This window comes from Pseudomonas sp. TWR3-1-1, assembly GCF_049896545.1.
In the GTDB taxonomy this organism is placed as follows: Bacteria; Pseudomonadota; Gammaproteobacteria; order Pseudomonadales; family Pseudomonadaceae; genus Aquipseudomonas; species Aquipseudomonas weihenstephanensis.
Genome location: NZ_JAFCUO010000009.1, coordinates 1 through 22,060, shown reverse-complemented (window position 1 = coordinate 22,060; position 22,060 = coordinate 1). Strand labels below are relative to the sequence as shown.

General features: G+C 56.5%; 20 protein-coding genes and 2 pseudogenes. 8 read left to right on the top strand and 14 right to left on the bottom strand.

Features of this window, described 5'->3' with window-relative positions:
* Positions 1-30 precede the first annotated feature (30 nt).
* The 7 genes from ACP7A4_RS18140 to ACP7A4_RS18110 form a co-directional block, all read right to left on the bottom strand.
* Entirely contained in the window at positions 31-885 is an 855-nt protein-coding gene (locus ACP7A4_RS18140; RefSeq protein ID WP_059762012.1) for an alpha/beta fold hydrolase, read from the bottom strand.
* Between the two features lie 12 nt (positions 886-897).
* Entirely contained in the window at positions 898-1,698 is an 801-nt protein-coding gene (locus tag ACP7A4_RS18135) for an alpha/beta fold hydrolase (protein WP_426247903.1), read from the bottom strand.
* Positions 1,699-1,809: 111 nt separating this feature from the next.
* Complete coding sequence (locus ACP7A4_RS18130; protein ID WP_059762010.1) at positions 1,810-2,253, bottom strand: hotdog fold thioesterase; 444 nt, start codon at positions 2,251-2,253, stop codon at positions 1,810-1,812.
* Between the two features lie 22 nt (positions 2,254-2,275).
* Positions 2,276-3,949: an AMP-binding protein gene (locus ACP7A4_RS18125; protein WP_426247902.1), complete on the bottom strand. Its 1,674-nt coding sequence runs from the start codon at positions 3,947-3,949 to the stop codon at positions 2,276-2,278.
* A 134-nt stretch (positions 3,950-4,083) separates the two neighbouring features.
* A complete protein-coding gene (gene sixA, locus ACP7A4_RS18120; protein WP_426247901.1) occupies positions 4,084-4,533 on the bottom strand; it encodes a phosphohistidine phosphatase SixA in 450 nt (149 codons plus the stop codon).
* Positions 4,530-4,859, bottom strand: coding sequence for a DUF4389 domain-containing protein (locus ACP7A4_RS18115; protein ID WP_059762007.1), 330 nt, complete (start codon positions 4,857-4,859; stop codon positions 4,530-4,532). The genes sixA and ACP7A4_RS18115 overlap by 4 nt, the downstream gene beginning before the upstream one ends.
* Before the next feature lie 19 nt (positions 4,860-4,878).
* Positions 4,879-5,904 carry an NAD(P)H-dependent glycerol-3-phosphate dehydrogenase gene (locus ACP7A4_RS18110; RefSeq protein WP_059762006.1) on the bottom strand — a complete coding sequence of 342 codons (1,026 nt, stop codon included), beginning with the start codon at positions 5,902-5,904 and terminating at the stop codon, positions 4,879-4,881.
* Between the two features lie 265 nt (positions 5,905-6,169).
* Between ACP7A4_RS18110 and ACP7A4_RS18105 the strand changes: the two genes are divergently transcribed.
* The 3 genes from ACP7A4_RS18105 (at position 6,170) to fabB (ending at position 10,037) form a co-directional block, all read left to right on the top strand.
* Positions 6,170-8,041: a response regulator gene (locus ACP7A4_RS18105; protein WP_426247900.1), complete on the top strand. Its 1,872-nt coding sequence runs from the start codon at positions 6,170-6,172 to the stop codon at positions 8,039-8,041.
* A gap of 248 nt (positions 8,042-8,289) precedes the next feature.
* Positions 8,290-8,805 (top strand): 3-hydroxyacyl-[acyl-carrier-protein] dehydratase FabA, encoded by a 516-nt coding sequence (gene fabA, locus ACP7A4_RS18100; RefSeq protein ID WP_032859207.1) that lies wholly within the window; start codon positions 8,290-8,292, stop codon positions 8,803-8,805.
* An 11-nt stretch (positions 8,806-8,816) separates the two neighbouring features.
* On the top strand, positions 8,817-10,037 hold the full coding sequence (gene fabB / locus ACP7A4_RS18095) for a beta-ketoacyl-ACP synthase I (RefSeq protein ID WP_048366380.1): 1,221 nt from the start codon (positions 8,817-8,819) through the stop codon (positions 10,035-10,037).
* A gap of 65 nt (positions 10,038-10,102) precedes the next feature.
* Here fabB and ACP7A4_RS18090 read toward each other — a convergent pair whose 3' ends face one another.
* A complete protein-coding gene (locus ACP7A4_RS18090) occupies positions 10,103-11,074 on the bottom strand; it encodes an amidohydrolase family protein (RefSeq protein WP_238938536.1) in 972 nt (323 codons plus the stop codon).
* Positions 11,075-11,250: 176 nt separating this feature from the next.
* Between ACP7A4_RS18090 and ACP7A4_RS18085 the strand changes: the two genes are divergently transcribed.
* Positions 11,251-11,667: an OsmC family protein gene (locus tag ACP7A4_RS18085; RefSeq protein WP_426247899.1), complete on the top strand. Its 417-nt coding sequence runs from the start codon at positions 11,251-11,253 to the stop codon at positions 11,665-11,667.
* 64 nt (positions 11,668-11,731) lie between these two features.
* Positions 11,732-12,592 (top strand): pirin family protein, encoded by an 861-nt coding sequence (locus ACP7A4_RS18080; RefSeq protein WP_059762003.1) that lies wholly within the window; start codon positions 11,732-11,734, stop codon positions 12,590-12,592.
* A 58-nt stretch (positions 12,593-12,650) separates the two neighbouring features.
* On the opposite strand, the gene ACP7A4_RS18075 is transcribed toward ACP7A4_RS18080, so the two are convergent.
* The 3 genes and pseudogenes from ACP7A4_RS18075 to ACP7A4_RS18065 all read right to left on the bottom strand — a co-directional run bounded on the left by ACP7A4_RS18075 (position 12,651) and on the right by ACP7A4_RS18065 (position 15,758).
* Positions 12,651-13,406, bottom strand: coding sequence for a methyl-accepting chemotaxis protein (locus ACP7A4_RS18075; protein ID WP_426247960.1), 756 nt, complete (start codon positions 13,404-13,406; stop codon positions 12,651-12,653).
* A gap of 102 nt (positions 13,407-13,508) precedes the next feature.
* Positions 13,509-14,333: pseudogene (locus tag ACP7A4_RS18070) on the bottom strand (cache domain-containing protein); the annotation flags it as partial.
* Positions 14,334-14,438: 105 nt separating this feature from the next.
* Entirely contained in the window at positions 14,439-15,758 is a 1,320-nt protein-coding gene (locus ACP7A4_RS18065; RefSeq protein ID WP_165599915.1) for a Na+/H+ antiporter family protein, read from the bottom strand.
* A gap of 306 nt (positions 15,759-16,064) precedes the next feature.
* On the opposite strand from ACP7A4_RS18065, the pseudogene ACP7A4_RS18060 reads away from it, so the two are divergent.
* Positions 16,065-17,354 (top strand): annotated as a pseudogene (locus ACP7A4_RS18060) (HAMP domain-containing protein); the annotation flags it as partial.
* 102 nt (positions 17,355-17,456) lie between these two features.
* A complete protein-coding gene (locus ACP7A4_RS18055) occupies positions 17,457-18,212 on the top strand; it encodes a methyl-accepting chemotaxis protein (protein WP_371260616.1) in 756 nt (251 codons plus the stop codon).
* Between the two features lie 26 nt (positions 18,213-18,238).
* On the opposite strand, the gene ACP7A4_RS18050 is transcribed toward ACP7A4_RS18055, so the two are convergent.
* From ACP7A4_RS18050 to ACP7A4_RS18040, 3 genes are read right to left on the bottom strand one after another with little or no spacing between them, the layout of a single operon-like run.
* Positions 18,239-19,573, bottom strand: a complete 1,335-nt coding sequence (locus tag ACP7A4_RS18050; protein ID WP_426247898.1) for a sensor histidine kinase — start codon at positions 19,571-19,573, stop codon at positions 18,239-18,241.
* Positions 19,570-20,238 carry a response regulator transcription factor gene (locus tag ACP7A4_RS18045; protein WP_426247897.1) on the bottom strand — a complete coding sequence of 223 codons (669 nt, stop codon included), beginning with the start codon at positions 20,236-20,238 and terminating at the stop codon, positions 19,570-19,572. The genes ACP7A4_RS18050 and ACP7A4_RS18045 overlap by 4 nt, the downstream gene beginning before the upstream one ends.
* Complete coding sequence (locus tag ACP7A4_RS18040) at positions 20,238-20,552, bottom strand: PepSY domain-containing protein (protein WP_059761997.1); 315 nt, start codon at positions 20,550-20,552, stop codon at positions 20,238-20,240. The genes ACP7A4_RS18045 and ACP7A4_RS18040 overlap by 1 nt, the downstream gene beginning before the upstream one ends.
* Positions 20,553-20,767: 215 nt before the next feature.
* On the opposite strand from ACP7A4_RS18040, the gene queD reads away from it, so the two are divergent.
* Positions 20,768-21,124, top strand: coding sequence for a 6-carboxytetrahydropterin synthase QueD (queD, locus tag ACP7A4_RS18035; protein WP_059761996.1), 357 nt, complete (start codon positions 20,768-20,770; stop codon positions 21,122-21,124).
* The last annotated feature ends 936 nt before the right edge of the window (positions 21,125-22,060 follow it).

The window sequence follows — 22,060 nt, the reverse complement described above, 5'->3', positions numbered from 1 at the left end:
CGCCAAGCCTCGGCAGTTGGCCGCCGCAAGTCAAGGAGCGGCGAAGAACCGATTGAAACAGTCTGCAACAAGGATTGCCCCCGCGTCGTCATTGACGTGTAAATGATGGCCGCCGGGTAACCGTTCCAGCGTGAAGGGTAGCCTATCCAGCAACGTCGGATGGGAGGTCAACATCCCGTCCTCAGCGACCACTAACGTGGTGGGACAACTGACACGCTGTACGAATGACATGGCCTGTTCATCGGTAAGACGCAGCGGGGACGGCAAGGTCAAGCGGCTGTCACTGCGCCAGCTGTAGCCCCCCGGCACCGGCATCAAACCGCGCTGGGCCAACAACTGCGCAGCCTCACGGCTGACCGCGACCATGCCTTTCATGCGGGCCTCGACGCCTCCCTCCAGGGTTTTGTGCACCGTTTTACGCTTGTGCGTGAGTGCCAATTGGGCCTGCAGCGCCTGCCCCATGCGCTCGGCTGTGCCCTGTTCAGACCCCATGTGCGGCATGACGCCATCAATGAGCGCCATTCGGGTGATCCGCTGCGGGCATGACCCGGCCACGATCACTGAAACAATCGCCCCCAGCGAGTGCCCTAACAGCGCAAAACGCTCCCAGCCCAGTTGTTCTGCCACGCTGAGCACATCAAAGGCGTAGTCCCACAGCGAGTAACCCGCGCCCTGCGGCCTGTGCGCAGAGTGACCATGTCCTGCCAGATCAAGCGCAACGATGCGCAAGCCCTTGAGCCTGGGTGCCAGCCGCGCAAAGCTGTTGGCGTTGTCCAGCCAGCCGTGCAACGCGATCACTGGCAGGCCGTCTTCAGGGCCAAACACATGCGCGGCAAGCTCGATGTGGGGCAGGCTCAGACGAATTTCTTCAACCACGGGATTCATGCAGAGCACTCTTCAGAGGCCGGGATGACGCAGTTCCCAGCGGGTAAAAATGTCTTTCAGCAGGCTGGCGGTGTCTTGCGGCTGTTCCAGCGGGAACATGTGGCCACCCGGCACGCTTAACGCCTCCCCCAGGGGCAGGCGCGCGACGGCGTTGGCATGATGGCGCATCACCACCCGACTGTCGCGCCCACGCACCACGGTCAGCGGTACTTGCAACTGCTTGATCAGCCCCGGACTGGTATGCGGCACGCCCCGGTAGATGTCAATTTCGGTGGCCGGGTCGAAGCTTAGCCGCAGACGATCATCCATCGCGCACAACCCATGCTCCAGATACGCCTCAAAGCAGTCCGGGTCAAAGCTGCGAAACAACGACTTACCCGCAAAATAAGCCCGGGCGGCGTCACGGTCTGCAAACTCTTCGCGCCGTCCCAGTGTGCGCCCGGCCGGCGTCAGGCGATCAATCAGGCCAAAACGCTTGGCCGCGCGAATCACCCATTGATCGGTGCGCGTCAACACAGGTGAGTCGAGCATCACGACCCCACGGTAGAGGTGCGGGCAGCGTATGGCCGCGTGCAAGTGCAGCATTCCGCCCAACGAATGGCCGACGCCCAATACGGGTTCGTCTTGTTGTTGCAGGTGGTAAATCAGTTCGTCGACCAGGTTGCGCCAGTTGTTGTCCACCGGAAAGCGCGGGTCGTGACCGTGCTGCGACAAATGGGCGACGTGAAAGTCAGGCGCCAGGGATGCAAATAATTTGCCGTAGGTGGCCGAAGGGAAGCCGTTGGCATGGGCGAAAAAAATCTGCCGGGACATACAAGGCATCCAGTTGAAAAGGGTGGCCTTATTGTCAGTAGGATTATTCCCAACATCAATGACCGTATACGCCATCGAGGACGCCAGTACGGCCATTGCGTGCCCCTTTGCTCAGCGCACAGGCGGGGTATCACCCAGCGCGACCACGGCAATGGTCAGTCGGGAAATGCAGTTGAGTTTGCCGTTTTCATCCGTCAGGCGGATGTCCCACACATGGGTTGTACGCCCGATATGCACCGCACGCGCAACAGCACTCACCCGCCCGCTGCGCACCCCACGCAAGTGATTGGCGTTGACCTCAAGGCCGACGCAGTAGAACTTTTGCTGATCAATGCACAGATAACTGGCCATCGACCCCAAGGTCTCGGCCAACACGACCGAGGCGCCACCATGCAATAAGCCAAAGGGCTGATGCGTGCGGTGATCGACCACCATGCTTGCCGTGATGGAGGTGTCATCGAAGGCATCAAAGGTGATGTCCAGTACATCGCAGATGGTGTTTGTGCGCAGTGAATTGAGGTGCGCCAGGTCGGGCGTGGTGGTCCACAAGCTCATGGGTCAGTCCTTGGAGAGTGATTTAGTTGCCGTCTTGCCACTGGACGGCTCGACTGTCTGCGCCCCACCGTTCAAACCATTCGCTGTAGGTGTCTTCAATCACTGTGCGTTTGATCTTCAAGGTGGGGGTTAAAAAACCGTTGTCCGTGCCCCAACTATCTTTCACTACCACCAGGCTGCGCAACTGTTCGTGTTTGTCCAGGCCCGCATTGACCGCATGCAACAACGTTTCCAGGCTGACTTGCAGGCGGGCACGCGCCACTGTTGCGGCCTCTTCCCGGCCCCGCGCGGACAACACGCAAAGTCCCAACGGCCCCGCCAGACCATCGCCTACCACGCACACCTGTTCAATTTTTGCGTGCGCGGCAAGCTTGCCTTCAATCGGCCCTGGCGCGACGTATTTGCCTTTACTGGTTTTGAAGATCTCTTTGATTCGCCCCCGCAGCCGCAAATGCCCCAAGGTGTCTTGCTCACCTTTGTCACCGGTGCGCAAATATCCGTCACGGGTAAACGCTTCGCGGGTCAATTGCGGGTTTTTGAAGTAGCCCATCATGAGCGCCGGACTGCGCATTTGCACTTCACCCTCAGGATCGATCCGCACCTCCACGCCCTCGCAATGTCGGCCTATCCAGCCCGGTTTATGCTGGCCCACGCGGCACACATGGGAATAGCCGCAGTTTTCGGTCATGCCATAAATTTCGACCACTTCAAGGCCCAGTCGCCGATACCACAGCATCAACGCCTGGGGGACGGTCGAGGCGCCGATATAACCCATACGCACCGCGTCCAGGCCCAAAGCGTGCAGGATGTGGCGTGCCACCCGCTGACGCACCATTGGCACGCTCAACAACAGGCTCAGCCGACGCTCGCCCATGCGGCTGTAGACCGCCTGTTGAAATTTGCTCCAGATCCGTGGCACGCCTAAAAACACAGTCGGGCGGGCGCGCTGCATATCGAGGGCAAACGTCTCCAACGACTCAGAGAAATAGATGCAGTGCCCCGCATAGAACGATGCAAGCTCAACGAACAGACGCTCAGCCACATGGCACAAGGGCAAGTAAGAGATCACCCGGTCATGCTCATGCAGCCCTAACAGTTGCGTGGCATGACTGGCGGCGTAACCCAGCGCGCCGAAGTTGTGCATGACGCCTTTGGGCTCGCCAGTGGTCCCTGAGGTGTAAATCACGGTCGCCAGTTGCTCGGCCGCAGGCGTGGGCGAGTCGGTGATGGGGGGACAGGCCTGGAGGTCGTCCCAATTGAAGTCAAAACTGTCGAGTGGCGCCTGCGGCAAGCTGACCGTCACCCGCTCAGGCGTGATGCCCTCAACCATGTGCGACCAGTCATCCAGTTTGCCGACAAACACCAGCACGCTTTCAGAATGCGCCAATACGTGGGCCACCGAGGCCGCTGTCAGGTTGGGGTACAGCGGCACCGTCACATGCCCGGCCATCCAGATCGCCAGATCGGTGATCAGCCAATGGGCGTTATTTTTCGAAATCAGGGCGATATGACTGCGGGGGGCAAGGTTCTGATTGCGTAACCACTGTGCGACCCGCCGGGCTTGCTGCCCCACTTCATACCAGTTGAAGGCGTGCACGCGCCCATCGCTCGACGGTTGAATCATGTAGGGTTTTTGTGGATGACGCCTTTCACGTTCGTAAAAGGCTTGCAGGGGTAAGCATGTAGCGCTGGACATGGCGCCCTCCTTGGCTCATGGCGGATATCCGGACTCCTTGATGAGTCCTGACCGGGCCGACTCCTTCGGCCACACGCAATGAATGTAGAGCACGCGTTGAAACTTGCCGTTAAACCGCCACACCGCCCGGCAGGTTACGGATGCCGGACCGTGCGCAGGTGCATGCAGCCAGCCAGCGCCCCGTCGCCCTCAAGCTGCGCCAGACTGGCGGTCTGCATGGGCTCAGGACTGCGGTAATGGCCGTATTGCAGCAGGCTGATCAACTCGCCCACAAAAGGCTGATGGCTGACCAGCAGCACATTACCGTTGTCCGGGAGTTGACCGACGGCGCACGCAGGATCGCTCTCGGGCGTCAACCAGGGCACAGTCTTGAGTGCGGGTGTGCCCCCCAAAACCTTGCGCACGATTTCGGCTGTTTGCTGCGCCCTGACGTAAGGGCTGACCAACATTGTGTCGATGGACTGGCCGATCAAATGGGCCGCTGCCTGGCGCACTTGCTCACGGCCGTGCTCAGTTAAATTTCGCTGCGCATCAGAGCGGGCGTGGGGCTCGGCTTCGCCGTGGCGCAAAATCCACAGTTTCATGGCTGCTTGGTTTCGCGCACGGGTTGTGCATAAGGCGCTTCACCTTCCGGGGCGCGCGGCGCTGGCCAATCAGCAAATGGCCAGGGTTTTTGGTCCGTGTGAAAACTGCCAAAACGACCGATTTGCGCCAGATACACGCTCAAGCTGTCGCCAAAATTCATCAGGCCACCATTGGGGGCCCCATAGATCAGGCGGTAGATCAATTGCACCAGCACCAACCCGCCGAGCACGAGTTGCGCAACGTGCCAGATCATTAAAAAAATCAGCATCCACAGCACACGCAAAATGATGGACTCGTACTGGGGTGCGTTTTGGGTGTCACGCATGGCGCGGCTCCTGTTGTGTTCAGTTAAAACCACTGGTGGAAATAAAGTCGACGTCGGTTTTGGGTTCGGCACGCATCAGCAATTCAATCACCTGGTTCAGGGTGCGGCCCTCAAAAAGGATAGCGTGCAGGCCCGCCACCAACGGCATGTAGACGTTGAGCTCCTGTGCTTTGACCTTGAGCACTTTGAGCGTGTTGACACCTTCTGCCACTTCGCCCAAACGTGAGACCGCCTCTTCCAGGCTAAGCCCTTCACCCAACGCAAAACCGACTTGATAGTTGCGGCTTTTAGGGGAGGAGCAGGTGACGATCAGGTCGCCTACACCGGCCAACCCCAGAAAAGTCATCGGGTTGGCGCCCTGACTGACAGCAAATCGAGTCATCTCTGCCAATGCTCGGGTAATCAGCATGCTTTTGGTGTTTTCACCCATGCCCAGCGCCACGGCCATGCCGGCAATAATCGCATAGACGTTTTTAAGCGCCCCGCCCAGCTCTACACCAAAACGGTCCGCGCTGGCGTACACGCGAAACGTACGACCGTGCAGCACCTCTTGAACCCGCAAGCAAAGTGCTTCGTCGGCACTGGCGATCACCGTGGCGGTCAGCGCGTGCTCAGCCACTTCACGCGCCAGGTTGGGACCGGACAAAACACCAATCCGCGCCTGAGGGGCGATTTCTTCAAGGATTTCACTCATCAGCTTGAAGCTGTGGGCTTCGATGCCTTTCGTCAGGCTGACCAGCATTTTGCCGCTCAAGCGCTCGGCATGGACCGCCAACACCGCACGCAAGGCACTGGACGGCAATGCAACGAAACACAAATCACAGTCATCAAGCGTGGCTTGCAGGTCGGTGACCGGCTCTACACCCGGATGAATTTTGATGCCTTTAAGGTAGCGAGGGTTTTCACGGTTAAGGCGAATGGCCTCTGCCTGCTGCGGATCGCGCATCCACTGACGTACGTGATGGCCATTTTCGGCCAGCAGGTTGGCCACCGCAGTGCCAAAGCTCCCGCCTCCCAAGACCGCAATAGCGCGCTGTTCAGTCATATGCAATCCCGTCATCCATCTAGCAGTGGCAATGGCGGCATTATACGGAGCACACTCTTGGCGACCAGCCCCCCCCGTGCAGTGACCTGCGGCAACTGATCCCGCAGAAAATGCATGGCCTTGGCTGGAAAACGGCTTCAGCTCAGTTAACATGCCGCCCATTCATTCACCCCTGACGAGGCAGCCTGGCTGCGCACCTGCATGACCCACCGCAGGTCACGGATGACTTCAGCAAGCTGGCACTGGCTCATGGAACACTTCACGCATGACTGACCGTGGTCGATGGGATATTCACGCCCGCACCCAAATGATGAGTTTGGGCCCGGCTTTGTTGCTGACCTTGCTGCTTATCAGCTTTTTTACCTTCGTGCGCCTTCAGGATTTACGCCAGGAGCTGAACCACACCGGCCAATTGATTGCCAGCCAACTGGCCCCTGCGTCCGAGTACGGGGTTATTTCTGGCAACACCCAGGTGCTCGAAACCCTGATGGCGGCGTCGCTCAACACCGCCCATGTGCAATTTGTGCAAGTACAGGACAGCGCCAACAATGTGCTGGTCCATGCCGAGCAACCGCAGCTCGACCCCCACCATCGCGCCGAGATCGAGGTGTTTCAGGCCCCCGTCAGGGTCAGGCGCAGCTCCAGTCAATCCAATGCCCCTGCCGAGGACTATATGGGTCGGGTACTGGTGGGGATGTCCAGTGACGCCTTCAATCAGCGCCAGCAAGACATCTTGCTCAAGGCCGTGATTCTTGCGCTGTTTGCGCTGGGTTTCACCTATTTGCTGGCCAGACGCCTGGCGTCCAACCTGTCCAAACCGATCAGTGACATGAGCGATGCGGTCAAGGCCATTCAACAAGGGCACTACAACACACCGCTACCGGTGGTGGACGAAGGTGAACTCGGCAGCCTGGCGCGCCACATCAACAACCTCGCCGAAGGTTTGGCGCAAGCGAGCCGTGAACAGCAAACAGCGATCGCCCAATTGATTGAGACACGCGAAGAAGCCGAGCGCGCCAACAGCGCCAAAACCGATTTTCTGGCGATGATGAGCCATGAGTTGCGTACCCCGATGAATGGCGTGCTGGGGATGCTGCAACTGATGGAAACCACGCAAATGACCGAAGAGCAGGCTGAATATGCCGCCCTTGCGTCGCAATCCACCGAGCATTTACTCAAGGTCATCAACGACATTCTCGATTTTTCGAGGATCGAACGTTCAACCCTGGAACTGGAACATATTGCGTTCAACCTTGGCGAATTGGTGAGCAACTGCGCGCAGGCCTTCCAGCACAATGCCGGGCAACGTGGCTTGCACTTGCGCACGGTGGTGCCAGAGGGCCTGCAACATTTGCACGTACTGGGTGACCCCACCCGTATTCGGCAGATTTTGGTCAATCTGATCGGCAATGCATTGAAATTCACCGAACGCGGGCACGTCAGCATCGAACCTGCATGGCAACCGCTGGACCACGAGCTGATCTGGTTTACCTGCACCGTTCGCGACAGCGGCATCGGTATCAGCACCGAGAAGCTGGACTCGATGTTCAATGCCTTTAAGCAAGCTGACAGCTCTATTTCACGACGTTACGGCGGCACCGGCCTGGGCCTGCCCATTGCCCGTTCATTGGCTGAACGCATGGGTGGGCGCTTATTGGCCCAGAGTGAAGAAGCGCAAGGTTCGGTGTTCACCCTAGAAATCCCGCTGGAACTGCACCAGCCCACCGCCAGCACCACTCGCGCCGCACTTCAAGCGCCTCCCTTGTGCATCAAAGGTCGCAAAGTGCTGCTGGTGGAGGACAACCCGGTCAACCAGACGGTGATTGAGGCCATGCTCAGCAGCCTTGGGTATGAGGTAAGCGTGGTCAGTGACGGCGCCCAAGCCATTCACCGGGCCAATACCGAGTGCTTCACAGCCATTTTGATGGATTGCCGGCTGCCGATCATTGACGGTTATGAAGCAACGCGCCAGATTCGCCAGCTAGCTGGCTGCACCCAGGTGCCCATTATTGCGTTGACGGCCAACGCCTTGCAGGGTGACCGTGAAGCTTGCCTGCAAGCAGGAATGAACGATTATCTGGCAAAGCCGTTCAAACGCACTGATCTGGAACAAATCCTGCTGCGCTGGGTCCAGTAACTTATACCCATGACCTTCCTGCGACTGGCGTAAAACTTAAAAGTGCGGCAGTCTTAGCCACCCGATTGGGGGCCTGAACGGGCCTGATTTTAAATTTCAGTGAACAAGTGTACATTTGTGTCCTTGGCGCTGTGACTTTCACTACTACGCAATAGTCTATGTGTAGGCTGGCGAACTGAAGCGCGACTGTTTCAGTTGGTCGGGAAGTTTTGCCCCACCTTGCCGCATGGGATTATTGAGGAGCTCGCATGACCAAACAAAACGCCTTTACTCGGGAAGATTTGCTGCGCTGTAGCCGCGGCGAACTGTTCGGCCCAGGTAACGCGCAACTGCCCGCCCCTAACATGCTGATGGTGGATCGCATTACCCATATCAGTGAAGAGGGTGGCAAGTACGGCAAAGGTGAATTGGTCGCCGAGCTGGATATCACCCCTGACCTGTGGTTTTTTGCCTGTCACTTCGAAGGCGACCCTGTGATGCCAGGCTGCCTGGGCCTTGATGCCATGTGGCAACTGGTGGGCTTCTACCTCGGCTGGCAAGGTCTGCCGGGCCGCGGCCGTGCCCTGGGTTCGGGCGAAGTGAAATTTTTTGGCCAGGTCTTGCCGACCGCCAAAAAAGTCACCTACAACATTCATATCAAGCGCGTCCTCAAGGGCAAGCTGAACCTGGCCATTGCCGATGGTTCGGTCACTGTCGACGGTCGCGAAATTTATACCGCCGAAGGCCTTCGGGTCGGCGTTTTCACCTCAACTGACAACTTCTAAGGGTTATCCGAATGCGCCGCGTCGTTATCACTGGTCTGGGCATCGTTTCGTGCCTGGGCAATGACAAAGAGACCGTCTCCGCTAACCTGCGTGCAAGTCGCCCTGGCATCCGATTCAACCCGGAATATGCCGAAATGGGTCTGCGTAGCCAGGTTTCCGGCTCCATTGACCTGAACCTCGAAGAGCTGATCGATCGCAAGATTTATCGTTTCGTTGGCCACGCCGCTGCTTACGCTTACCTGGCCATGAAAGACGCCATTACCGATTCGGGCCTGAGCGAGGAGCAAGTCTCCAATCCGCGTACCGGTCTGATCGCAGGTTCTGGCGGTGCGTCGACCTTGAACCAGATGGAAGCGCTGGACATCCTGCGCGAAAAAGGCGTGAAACGTGTTGGCCCATACCGTGTGACGCGGACCATGAGCAGCACCGTGTCGGCTTGCCTGGCAACGCCGTTCAAGATCAAGGGTCTGAACTACTCCATCGCTTCTGCCTGCGCAACCAGTGCTCATTGCATCGGTACGGCCATGGAACAGATCCAGATGGGCAAGCAGGACATCGTGTTTGCCGGCGGCGGTGAAGAAGAACATTGGAGCCAATCGTTCCTGTTCGACGCTATGGGCGCTTTGTCCAGCCAGTACAACGACACGCCAGAAAAAGCCTCCCGTGCCTACGACGCCAAGCGTGACGGTTTCGTGATTGCCGGTGGTGGTGGCATGGTGGTGGTTGAAGAGCTGGAGCATGCCCTGGCCCGCGGCGCCAAAATCTACGCCGAAATCGTGGGTTACGGTGCAACTTCCGATGGCTACGACATGGTTGCTCCAAGCGGCGAAGGTGCTATTCGCTGCATGCAGATGGCGATGTCTACCGTTGATGCGCCTATCGACTACATCAATACTCACGGCACCTCGACCCCGGTCGGTGATGTGGCCGAAATGAAAGGCATCCGCGAAGTCTTCGCCGACAAAGCGCCGCCTATCAGCTCCACCAAGAGCCTGTCGGGCCACTCCTTGGGCGCCGCCGGTGTTCACGAAGCGATCTACTGCATGCTGATGATGGAAGGTAACTTCATTGCTGGCTCCGCCAACATTGATGAGCTGGACCCGGCCGTCGCTGACATGCCGATCCTGACCAAAACGCGTGAAGATGCCAAAATCGACACCGTGATGAGCAACAGCTTTGGCTTTGGTGGCACTAACGCCACCTTGGTGCTCAAGCGCTGGGAAGGCAAATAAGCCCTCTGCCCGCTCATAAAAAATGCCCTGACTGGTTCAGGGCATTTTTTTGTCCCCGATTTGGCCTATCGAGTCTTTTTCGGCAAAACCTGCAAAAAGTTATCCTTCGCCACTTTATGCGCAACCTCGACAGGCAGTGCATCCAAAAAGGGGTCAAAGCTGTGCAGCTCCTGGCCCAGCTTGTCAAAACGACCTACAACATCTGACCCCAGCATAAAGCGTTCAGGGAAGCGCTCAACCAGCGCCACCCACTCCGGCCTTGCCCTGCCCTGCTCATCCAACAGATAAGGCGTGAGCATGCTCCAGGACAGGTCGACGTAAAGGTTAGGGTAAGTCGCCAGTAATCGGGTCAGCGTTGGCAGCAAAAAATCCATCTGTGTTTGGTGGCGGTGAATCTCTGCGCTTGTGCCCGCATGCGCCCAGATGAAGCGAGTGCGTGGATGCTGCCCCAACGGTTGTTCAATTTCGGCCAGGTACAGCGGGTTTTTCTCACGCTTGGAGGTGATATTGGAATGCACCAGAACGGGCAAGTCGTGTTGGGCCGCCAAGGTGTAAATGCGCATCAAGGCTTCGTTGTTCGCACGCGGGGTATCACCTGAAATCAGGGCGGTCAGATCATCATGGCGGGTGAACACTTCGCCAATCCCCTGCCACAACCCGGGGTTGAGGTCGAGCATGCGCTGGATGTGCGCCGCCGAGTTTTTGTCATTGGGGTTAAAGCCCGACAAAAACGGATGAAAATGCTCGCGCTGCTTTGCACTCAGTTGCTTGACCGCATCTGCCACCCAGACATCGGTGGCGCTGTACCAATAAGCGTCAGCATCGTCACCCGCGTAATAGCGCGGGCGCTTGGGTTCGTCTTCGTGCCATTTTTTGGCCACCGGGATGCCGGAAATCATTACGTGTTCAATACGATTTTTTGCCATGGCCGCCAACAGCGCTGGCATACCCGCACTTTCCTGGAAGAAATCGACGTAATGCAGATGGGCATCGCTGTAGGCGTATTCGCGCGATTGGGCCAACGTGCTCACGGCCAGCGCCCCAAAAGCCAAAAGTAATGATTTGATTCGCACCCGGTCATCCTCATCAGTAGAGACTGATAGACCCGAGCACAGGCTTAAGGGTTCAGGCCCACATGTTAAATGGAACGCACGATCCGCCACATGCTCTATAAAGATCAGGACCTTTAATCACTGCCAAGCTGAGGTTTGCCATGACTGTTACCGTTAATACCGTGTCGCATGAGGGTTTTCGTCACAGCATCAAGATTGATGATTACGAAGTGTTCACCGATGTGCCCAAAGCGCTGGGAGGCGAAGGCTCAGCACCTGGGCCGCATGATTACTTCGATGCCGCACTGGCCGCTTGCAAAGCCCTGACCCTGAAAATGTACGCCAAAAAGAAAGACATTCCCCTCACGGGCGTCACCGTCGAGATAAAACACGATGCCGAGCAAGAACAACAAGGCAGGTACAAGCTGCACGTCAAGCTCACACTCAAGGGCGTACTGACGGACGCCCAGCGAGATGAACTGCATCGCGTTGCGGACAAATGCCCGATTCACAAACTGATGACCACTGCTGACATCAGCATCGAAACGCATTTGTCCGAAGGTGCGTTTAGCCAGTAACCGGCAAGCGTGATCCTGAAGCGTTGGGTTATGCTCAACGCTTCTTGATTGGCGGGACTGATTCATGTCGGCACTTACTGTGATTCGGCCGCGTGCCGAAGAGGTTGAAGGGCAACCCATTCTGCGTCCACTACCCTCGGCCAAATGCCGAAGTGTCGGACCTTTCGTTTTTTTTGATCACATCCTGCACACCCACTATCCTCCCGGTCACGGGATGGACATCAAACAGCACCCCCACATTGGTTTGTCGACCCTTACCTATTTGTTTGAGGGCCGTGTGCAGCATAAAGACAGCCTGGGTTCAGATCAGCACGTAGGCCCTGGGGACGTCAGTTGGATGACCGCCGGCCAAGCCATTGCCCACATTGAACGCACACCGCAACCCTTGCGCGCTGAAGGCTCGGTGATTCACGGGTTACAAGTGTGGCTGGCCTCGCCCAAAAGCCACGAGCAGGGCCCCGGTCACTACAGCCATCACCCGGCTGCCAGCCTGCCAGTCAGCGACAACCTGGGCGTTAAGATTTGCCTGATCGCGGGTTCGGGGTTCTGCCTGACCTCGCCTGTGCCCGTGTTATCCCCCACGCTCTACGCCGACGTGCAGATGCAAACCGCCACCACCCTGCTGATTGCAGCCGAACATGCTGAACGCGCGGTGTATGTGCTTGAGGGGGAGGCTCAGATCGATGGCCAGCCACTTGAGCGCCATACGTTGGTGGTGTTGCCGGCGGGTGAAGCGGTCACGGTGTGCGCCGACAGTGATTGCCACGTGGTGATCATTGGCGGCGCCCCACTGGATGGGCCGCGCCGGATGAACTGGAACTTTGTCGCCAGCGATCCGGCCTTGATTGAACGCGCCAGGGCACGGTGGGCGGCCGGTGATTGGCCGACCGTGCCGGGAGAAACAGGCCGTATCGAGTTGCCGTGAGCGTACAGAAGCAGCCGATGGCGGCGAGCCGCACACAGCCATCAGCCACTGCGCACTGTCAGATGCGGAACTGCCCGACCAGATCACCCAAGCGCTGGCCCAATTGCGCCAGGCTGCGGGTGGTTTGGGCGCCTTGCTGGGTTTCGTCCGCCACATTGTCGACCGCGACTGCAATCTGGTGAACGCTGCGGTTGATCTCTTCGGCAACGGCGGTTTGCTCTTCCGCTGCACTGGCAATTTGCGCATTCATTGAGTTGATGGTGCCAATCAGTTGCGCCATCGTGTCCAGGGAGGTCCCGGCCTGATTGGCTTGCGCCGAGGTGCCATCCCCCGCTTCACTGGACCGGCGCATCGCTTGCACGGCTTGATCGGTGCCCTGTTGCAGGCGATCGATCATGCCTTGAATCTCTTGCGTGCTTTGCTGCGTACGGCTGGCCAGCGCTCGCACTTCATCAGCAACCACAGCAAAACCACGGCCCGCTTCACCCGCTCGCGCAGCCTCGATGGCGGCGTTGAGGGCCAACAGGTTGGTTTGGTCTGCAATCGAGCGAATCACCCCCAAGACGCTGACAATCGAGGTGACATCTTGTTGCAAGCTATCCAGCGATGTCCCGCTGTTGCGGATATCGCTGACCAGCGCATGAATCTGTTGAATGCTGCCATCCACCACGCGTTTAGCGAGCTGACCCTCTTCATCGGTTTTTTGTGCCGCGACCGAAGCCCCTTGCGCACTGCGGGCCACTTCCTGCGCCGCCGAGGACATTTCATTGATTGCCGTAGCCACTTGGTCGGTTTCGTGGCGCTGACGCTCCATCGCCTGCTCAGAACGGTGCGCCTGGTCTGACACCTGCCCGACCAGCGTGGTCAGCTGGGAGGTCATGTCGGTGATTTGTCGCACCATGGCGTGGATTTTGTCGACGAACCGGTTGAATGAACCTGCCAGCTCACCCAGTTCATCCTGGCTAGTAATCGCCAGACGGTGGGTCAAGTCACCTTCCCCGGCCGCAATATCGTCCAGATTGGCTTTCATCAAGTGCAATGGACGCAGAATGGTATTGGCCACCAGCATGCCAATGACGGCGATGACCAACAGCACCAGCACCGTAATGGCGGCAATGCTGAAGATCATGCCTTCCATACGCTCTTTAACGTCGGCCTGGACGTCGGCGACCTGCGCCTCGATACCGTCAAGATTGACCACCGTCCCCATCACCAGGTCCCACTTGGGCAGATATTCGGTGTAGCCCAATTTGGGGACTAGCAGCTTTTCATTGCCGGGCAATGACGAACTGTACTGAGCGTAGTGCGTGCCGTCTTTAGCGGCGCGAACCAATTCGCGGTTGGTGTACACGCCATTCGGGTCGCGATTGTCCTGAAAGTTTTTGCCTACGCCTTCCGGGCTGTTGCCTTTAAACAAGCGTACGGTTTGCGAGTCATAACCAAAGAAGTAACCATCGGTGCCATAGGTGATATTGGACAACAGCTTGATCGCCTGCGCCCGTGCGGCTTCATCACCCGGCTGCGCCGCGTCGTACAGCGGCTTGATGGCCGTCATCGCCACCTCAACGTAGCTGTGCAGCGTCGCCTTGGCGTCATTGAGCAAGCGTTGACGGGTTTCTTCGACCTCTTTAGTGGCCTGATCTTGCAGAATCCAGACCGTCGTCACGCTGATGACCAAGGCAAACAACAAGACCGGCAACACCGCGAGGGACAATACTTTTGCCTTCAGGCTCAGGCGCATGGCTTTTACTCTTTTTAAGGAACTACGTACTGCGTTAACGGCCTGAAACGTTCAAAGTTAAGACCCCATACACAACTTGTTTAACGGCTAAAGGTGCCAGGTTACTTACAACGTCATGGCCGCCACCCAGCCAAAGGCCAGCAGCGGTAGGTTGTAATGCAGGAACGTGGGCACCACCGTGTCCCAGATATGGTGATGCTGGCCATCTACGTTCAGACCAGAGGTCGGCCCCAGTGTTGAATCGGAGGCAGGCGAACCGGCATCACCCAGCGCGCCCGCGGTGCCCACAATGCAAACGATCGCCATCGGGCTGAAGCCGAGTTGCACGCACAGCGGGACAAAAATGGCCGCCAGGATCGGCACCGTCGAAAAGGACGAGCCAATCCCCATCGTGACCAACAAACCGACCAACAACATCAGCAGCGCACCCACACCCTTGCTGTGGTTGATCCAGCCCGCAGAAGCCTCTACCAGCGATTTCACTTCACCGGTGGCCTTCATCACTTCAGCGAAGCCTGAAGCCGCAATCATGATGAAACCGATCATGGCCATCATTTTCATGCCTTCGGTAAACAGATCGTCCGTTTCACGCCAGCGCACGATGCCTGAGGCCGAGAAGATCAAGAAACCCACCAGTGCGCCAATAATCATCGATCCCAGCCACAGCTGAACGATAAACGCAGCGGCAATCGCCCCTCCGGCGACCAGCAGGGTGCGTGGGTTGTAGCTCACGGCCACTTGCTCAACCTGTTCAATTTTTGACAGGTCATATTCACGTTTTTTTCGGTAGCTGATGAACACCGCCACCAACAGACCAGACAACATGCCCAATGCCGGAATGGCCATGGCGTGCGTCACATTGACCTGGCTGATATCCACGCCACCCTTGCTGACGTTGGCCAGCAAAATTTGGTTAAGGAAAATATTGCCAAAACCTACAGGCAAGAAAATGTAGGGCGTGATCAAGCCAAAGGTCATGACACAGGCGATCAAACGCCGGTCAATCTTCAATTTGGTCAGCACATACAGCAGCGGCGGAACCAAAAGCGGAATAAACGCAATGTGGATGGGCAGGATGTTCTGTGAGCAGATCGCAACCACTAACAGCAAGACAATGAGTAGCCATTTGACCCGATTGCCACCCGCGCTTTGCTGTTTGTTCACCAGCGTCAGGGCTTTGTCGGCCAAGGCATGTGCCAAACCGGACTTGGCAATCGCAACGGCGAAAGCACCCAACATCGCGTAAGAAAGCGCAACTTGAGCACCGCCACCCAACCCGCTGTTAAAGGCATTGAGGGTTTCTTCAATACCCAGCCCGCCCACAAGACCACCCACGACTGCACCGACAATCAGGGCGATGACCACATGCACACGGGACAGACTGAGCACCAACATGATGCCGACCGCGGCAACTACTGCATTTATCATTACAACCTCATGGCACGCACAACGTGAGCAACACCGTCATGCGGATGATTCCGGGCAAATGACTGCTGTGCCAGTCGCCGGATTTGGAAAGGAGGATTTATTTGAGGGCGCACACTTTGAAGCAGCATCGCCGCCTTGTCAAAGTGCGTTCCGGGACCTGTCAATAAACATCGCAAAAACGGCTTTATCCCTAATAAATACAGGGCTAAATGGGCATTTAATAAACTGGGTTTTTACGTTTCAAGCATAAAGAAACGCGCCTGTCGGCCGCTAACAGACAAAGCCTCTTTTTAGGATGTCTCCATGTCGATTAGACAGCTTTCCATCCAATGGAAAATCACCCTGCTTTCCGGACTTTGTTTGTTGGCGATAGTGACATTGCTGGTGGGCCTTTCCCTGTATCGCATGGAGCACAACTCCGAACTGGTGAAAGCCTCCAGTGCCCAGATGCTCAACGAATCGGCGCAAGCGCGCATCGAAGCTCAGGGCGAGGCCCAGGCGTTGGCCATCAGCCGCCAGTTTATGGATGCCTACCAGTACGGCAATGGTTTCGCCCGTCAGGTCCTGTTTTTACGTGAGCAATCGGAGAAGCGGTTTCTGGATGCTTTCGATTTGCGTGAAGACCTGACGCGTCAGGTTAAAGCGGCCCTACAGGCAAACCCTGACTTGTTGGGGTTGTCGCTGGTGTTCGAAGCCAATGCGCTGGATGGCAAAGATCAGCTGTTTGATCACCAAAAAGAGTTGGGCAGCAACGATAAAGGCCGTTTTGCGCTCTATTGGTCGCAACCCACGCCAGGCAAGTTAACGTCGATGGCGTTGCCGGAAAGCGACATGGCCGATACGAGCATCGGACCCAGCGGTCAGGCCAATAACACGTGGTTCACATGCCCGCGCGCAACGCTGAAACCGTGCATCATCGAACCCTATTTCTATGAGATCGACGGGCAAAACGTATTGCTGACCAGCATCGTGTTTCCGTTGATGGTCAATGGCAAAGTGATTGCGTCGCTGTCGGTTGATATCAACCTCAATAGCCTGCAAGCCATCAGCCAACAGGCCAGCCAAAAGCTCTACGGCGGCCAAACCAATGTCGGCATTATCAGCTCCGTGGGCCTGTTGGCAGGCTACAGCCTGGATGCCAGCAAACTGAGCCAGCGTCTGGACGCGGTAGACAGCAATGATGGTGCGCAACTGATTCGCATGATGGCCAGTGGCGACGAGCCGCAAAGCATTCGCAGCCATGAGCGCCTGAAAGTCCTGACCCCTTTCCACCCGATCCCTGGCAGCCAGCCTTGGGGCGTACTGCTGGATGTGCCTGAAAAAGTACTGGTTGGACCGGCAGAAACGCTGAAGGCCGAACTGGACGCACGCAGCTATGCCGGGACGTTGATCGAACTGGCACTCGGCTTACTCGCCGCGGTGGTGGGACTGGTGCTTGTGTGGCTGATGGCCCGCAGCGTAACCCGCCCCATCCTCAGCGTGGCGAATATGCTGGAAGACATTGCCAGTGGCGAAGGTGATCTTACGCGGCGTCTTGCCTACGACAAAAAAGATGAGCTGGGCCAACTGGCGGGCTGGTTCAATCGTTTTCTGGATAAGCTGCAACCGATCATCGCCGAGGTTAAGCGCTCGGTGCAGGATGCCCGTAGCACCGCAGACCAGTCGGCCGCCATCGCCGCCCAGACCAGCGCTGGCATGGAGCAGCAGTATCGCCAGGTCGATCAGGCTGCCACCGCGTCTCACGAAATGAGTGCGACAGCGCAGGACGTCGCCCGCAGTGCGGCTCAAGCGGCACAAGCCGCGCGTGATGCCGACCAGGCGACGCGTGATGGTTTGACCATTATTGATCGGACCACGCGCAGCATTGACCACTTGGCCGCTGATATGAGTAATGCCATGACCCAGGTTGAAGGTCTTGCGGCCAACAGCGAAAAAATCGGGTCGGTACTGGAAGTGATTCGCGCCATCGCCGAGCAGACTAATTTGTTGGCACTCAATGCGGCGATTGAAGCGGCGCGCGCGGGTGAGGCAGGTCGTGGATTTGCCGTCGTGGCTGATGAAGTGCGCAATCTTGCTCGCCGTACACAAGAGTCCGTGGAAGAAACGCGTCAGGTCATCGAACAGCTACAGGCCGGCACTCAAGTGGTGGTGAGTTCGATGAGCAATAGCCATCAACAGGCCCAGGGCAGTGTTGAACAAGTCGGGCAAGCCGTCACCGCGCTGCAACAAATCGGTAATGCGGTAACGGTGATTACTGACATGAACTTACAAATTGCCAGCGCAGCGGAGGAGCAAAGCGCCGTGGCGGAAGAGATCAACAGTAACGTGTCGACTATCCGGGATGTGACGGAGTCATTGTCTGAACAAGCCAATGAATCGGCGCGGGTGAGCCAGTCGCTGAATTCACTGGCCAATCAACAACAGCAACTGATGGATCAGTTCCGCGTCTGATCACGCAGCAAAGGCAGCGACATGCATCAGGCTGTCGTCGCCTTGTCAGCCGGGTCAGGCAAATTGATTGTGACCAATAGACCGCCCCACTGCCCTGCCGCTAATTGCATCTGCCCCCCCCATGCATCGACGATATCGCGAACGATACCCAACCCCAAACCATGACCGTTGGCTTGTTCGTCAAGGCGAGTACCACGACTCAATACTTGATCGCGCTCATCTGGCGCAATGCCGGGACCATCGTCTTGCACCTCAATTTCATAACCGTTGGCTGTTTGACGCAGGCTCAGCTCGACCCGTGAATCAGCCCATTTACAGGCGTTGTCCAAAATATTGCCCAACAGCTCAAGCATGTCTTCACGGTCCCATGGCAGGTGCACATTGTCGGGGGCCTGGAACGTGAGGTTCACATGTTGCCCATGAATCATGGCCAAGGTGGCCAGCAGACCGGGAAGTTCTGCCTGCGGGTCAAATTGAGCCCCCGGCAACGCGTCACCCGCAAGACGAGCACGATTTAGCTCGCGGTTCACGCGCTGTTCAACTTGCTCCAGCTGGGCACGCAATGTTGTTTGTATGTCGGGATACGTGGCAAGCCGTGGGTCATTGGCAAGGCTGATCAGCACTGCCAGCGGTGTTTTCAACGCATGCCCTACATTTCCTAACGCATTGCGCGAGCGTTTGAGCGTGTCTTCGGTATGCGTCAGCAGGTGGTTGATCTGTTTGACCAGCGGTTCAAGCTCTATGGGCACCTGAGCGTCGAGCTGCGAACGCTGTCCTTTTTGCAATTGGGCAATTTGCATGCGTGCTGTTTCCAGCGGCCGCAGCGCTCTGCGAACCGTAATCCGCTGCAACAGTAAAATAACCGCCAACGCTAACGTCCCAAGGCCTAGCCCGATTCGCTGAACCTGTTGGAAACTGTTGCGTATGGGCGAGTAATCCTGTGCCACGGTGATGGAAACCGACTGACCGAAGCGTTTGTAGTCACTGCGCAAGACCAACAGCATTTGGCCTTCGGGGCCTGGTTGAAGGGTGTTATTGAGCCCGGAGTGTGCTGTCTTGGGCAACTGCGCATCCCACAGTGAGCGCGACCGCCAATGAATGTCACCGAACTCAATACTGAAATAGTGCCCGGAAAATGGTCTCTGATAAGCCGGAGACAGACGCCGCTCATCAAGCTGTAACCCCTGAGGGCCGCGACTCAACGCAAACAGCAAATTCTCGCTGTCATCTTGAAGACCCGACTCAAGATAACGTTGCAGACCACTCTCAAAAAGCCACAGGCTGACTTGGCCGACCACAATACCGGCCACCAGCAAGACACTGACAAGTCCAAGGCTAAGCCTGCGCTGAATAGACTTCACTGGGCCGCTGTTCCGAAGATATAGCCCTGACCACGTCGCGTTTCAACAACGTCACGGCCAAGCTTACGCCGCAGGTGGTTGACGTGAACTTCCAAAACATTGGAATCGCGCTCTGTTTCGCCATCATATAAATGCTCGGACAGATGGCTTTTAGAGAGGATTTGCTGCGGGTGCAACATGAAATAGCGCAGTAAGCGAAACTCGGCAGCGGTCAGCTGGATCTCAACACCGTCACGGGTAACACATTGGCGAGCTTCATCGAGTTGCAGACCCGCAGACTTCAAAAGTGGCTGATTGGCATGCCCATGCGTGCGTCGCAACAGGGCCTGAACCCGTAACTGTAATTCTTCGGGATGAAAAGGCTTGGTCAAGTAATCATCCGCTCCCGCCTTGAGCCCCTCTATTCGTTCGGCCCAAGAGCTGCGTGCGGTGAGGATTAAAACGGGTGTTGTCACCCCTGCAGAGCGCCACTTTTCAAGCACATCAATACCCGGCATTCCAGGTAAACCCAGATCGAGAACAATCAGGTCATAGGGTTCACTCTGGCCTTGATGAAGGGCATCGCGACCATCCGCCAACCAATCGACTGCATAGCCTTGGCGAGTAAGTCCGGCGATCAACTCATCAGCGAGTGGGACATGGTCTTCCACCAATAACAAACGCATTAATCGTCTTCCTTATCTTTAGTCAGATTGCCACTACTGGCATTGAATTTGAGTTCCCGGACAACACGTTGAGGGGTTACCAATTCGACCTCATAGACATAGGCACCCTGCTTTTCTTCCAGTTCGACCTCTAATAATTTTGAGTCCGGATAGCGTTCAAGCGCGAATTTAAGAATGTCCTCAAGGGGTAAGATTTCACCCCTCTCGCGTAAGCGAAGCGCTTCGTCTTGACCCAAATCCCGCGCGGAAGCCAACGAGCAACATGCACAGAGCATCAGCGCTAACAGTTGGCTAAAGCGTACATTGATGTTCATGGCTACTCCGGTGGAACATCGGGTGAAATGAAAGACACTATCGAAAGCGATGACTGTAACGAAAGTCGCTTAATTGAAACTGAATAAACTCGGCGTTTGGTCACCCAGCGCGCCTTCAAGGCGGGTGGCTACTCGCGTGTACAACGTTAACTGTTAAACTGCGCACCTGCATTCGTCGCACAGGCGACAGCCATCTCTTCAAGAGCTAAAACACTGTGGAAATTTTTAAAGAGTTTACATTCGAATCTGCGCATCGGCTGCCATTTGTTCCTGAGGGGCACAAATGTGGTCGTTTACATGGCCATTCATTCAAAGTTGCCATTCATCTAAGCGGCGACATTGACCCCAATACCGGCTGGATCCGTGACTTTTCTGAAATCAAAGCGATTTTTAAGCCCCTGTACGAGCAGCTTGATCATAATTATTTGAATGATATTCCTGGCCTGGAAAACCCAACCAGTGAAGTCCTGGCCAAGTGGATCTGGCAGCAGTTGAAACCTTTATTGCCTGAGCTGTCAGCTATTCGAATTCATGAAACATGTACCAGTGGCTGTATCTACTACGGGGATTAGTAATCCCTCGCTGGGAATTCCAGCTGCATGCCTAATAAGATGCCAGTGCTTACACCCTTCGAGAGTGATGCTTTCGCGGGGTGTTTTTTATGGTGAGCTGGTAATGCCGCTCCGATATGACCACGCAGAATCCCTCGCTGGTCTGTGTGGCCAAAAAGAGTTTCCTCGCACAGTGATTCATCACGAATCTGAAACAAATACACTTACACGGCTGCACCCTTAAGGGCATAGGTGAAAACGTCAACGAAAAAACTGACCACCTACCGGATCGGCGCTGCGAAATGCAATTGCAGCCACTGATTGATGTGCTGCGTGAAATCGTACTTGCTTACGTCCAGGACTAAACCCCGACAATTACCACCCTGATCAAGGCGATGAAGTACGATTCGCTTCCTAGTCGATCAAGTCCTGAGATATTGAAAAGGAACGTTGGACTGAAAGGACTAGGTGGACTACAAACCCAGTTTTGCATTCAGTGTCACGGAAATAGCTTGCCCGCCTATTCCAGGTGCAAGCTCTACAGTGTGCTCACACTTACTTGCGGCATTAGCATTGCGATACACCGCAGCTTTATGGGGTGGGCCACTGACTCGTCCAGCGGTAAATCTGACACCCTGCGAGCGTCAACCGGATCTGGCATATAAGGAGTCTCTGGCTTTGAAATGACTGCGCCCATTCTAGTGTGCGGAGCATGAAATGACTGCGTCTATTTGTAGGACTTTAGGTGAAGCACGCCGCAGTTGTACCCGGCATGGCTGGTCAGTGACCTGAGATCACGTTGCAGGCTGAGCCGATAATCATTGTTTTTCGAGCGCACAAACAAAATCCCCATCTGCGTGAGCAGACAGGGATTCTGGAATTTAATCTTGACGATGACCTACTCTCACATGGGGAAACCCCACACTACCATCGGCGATGCATCGTTTCACTACTGAG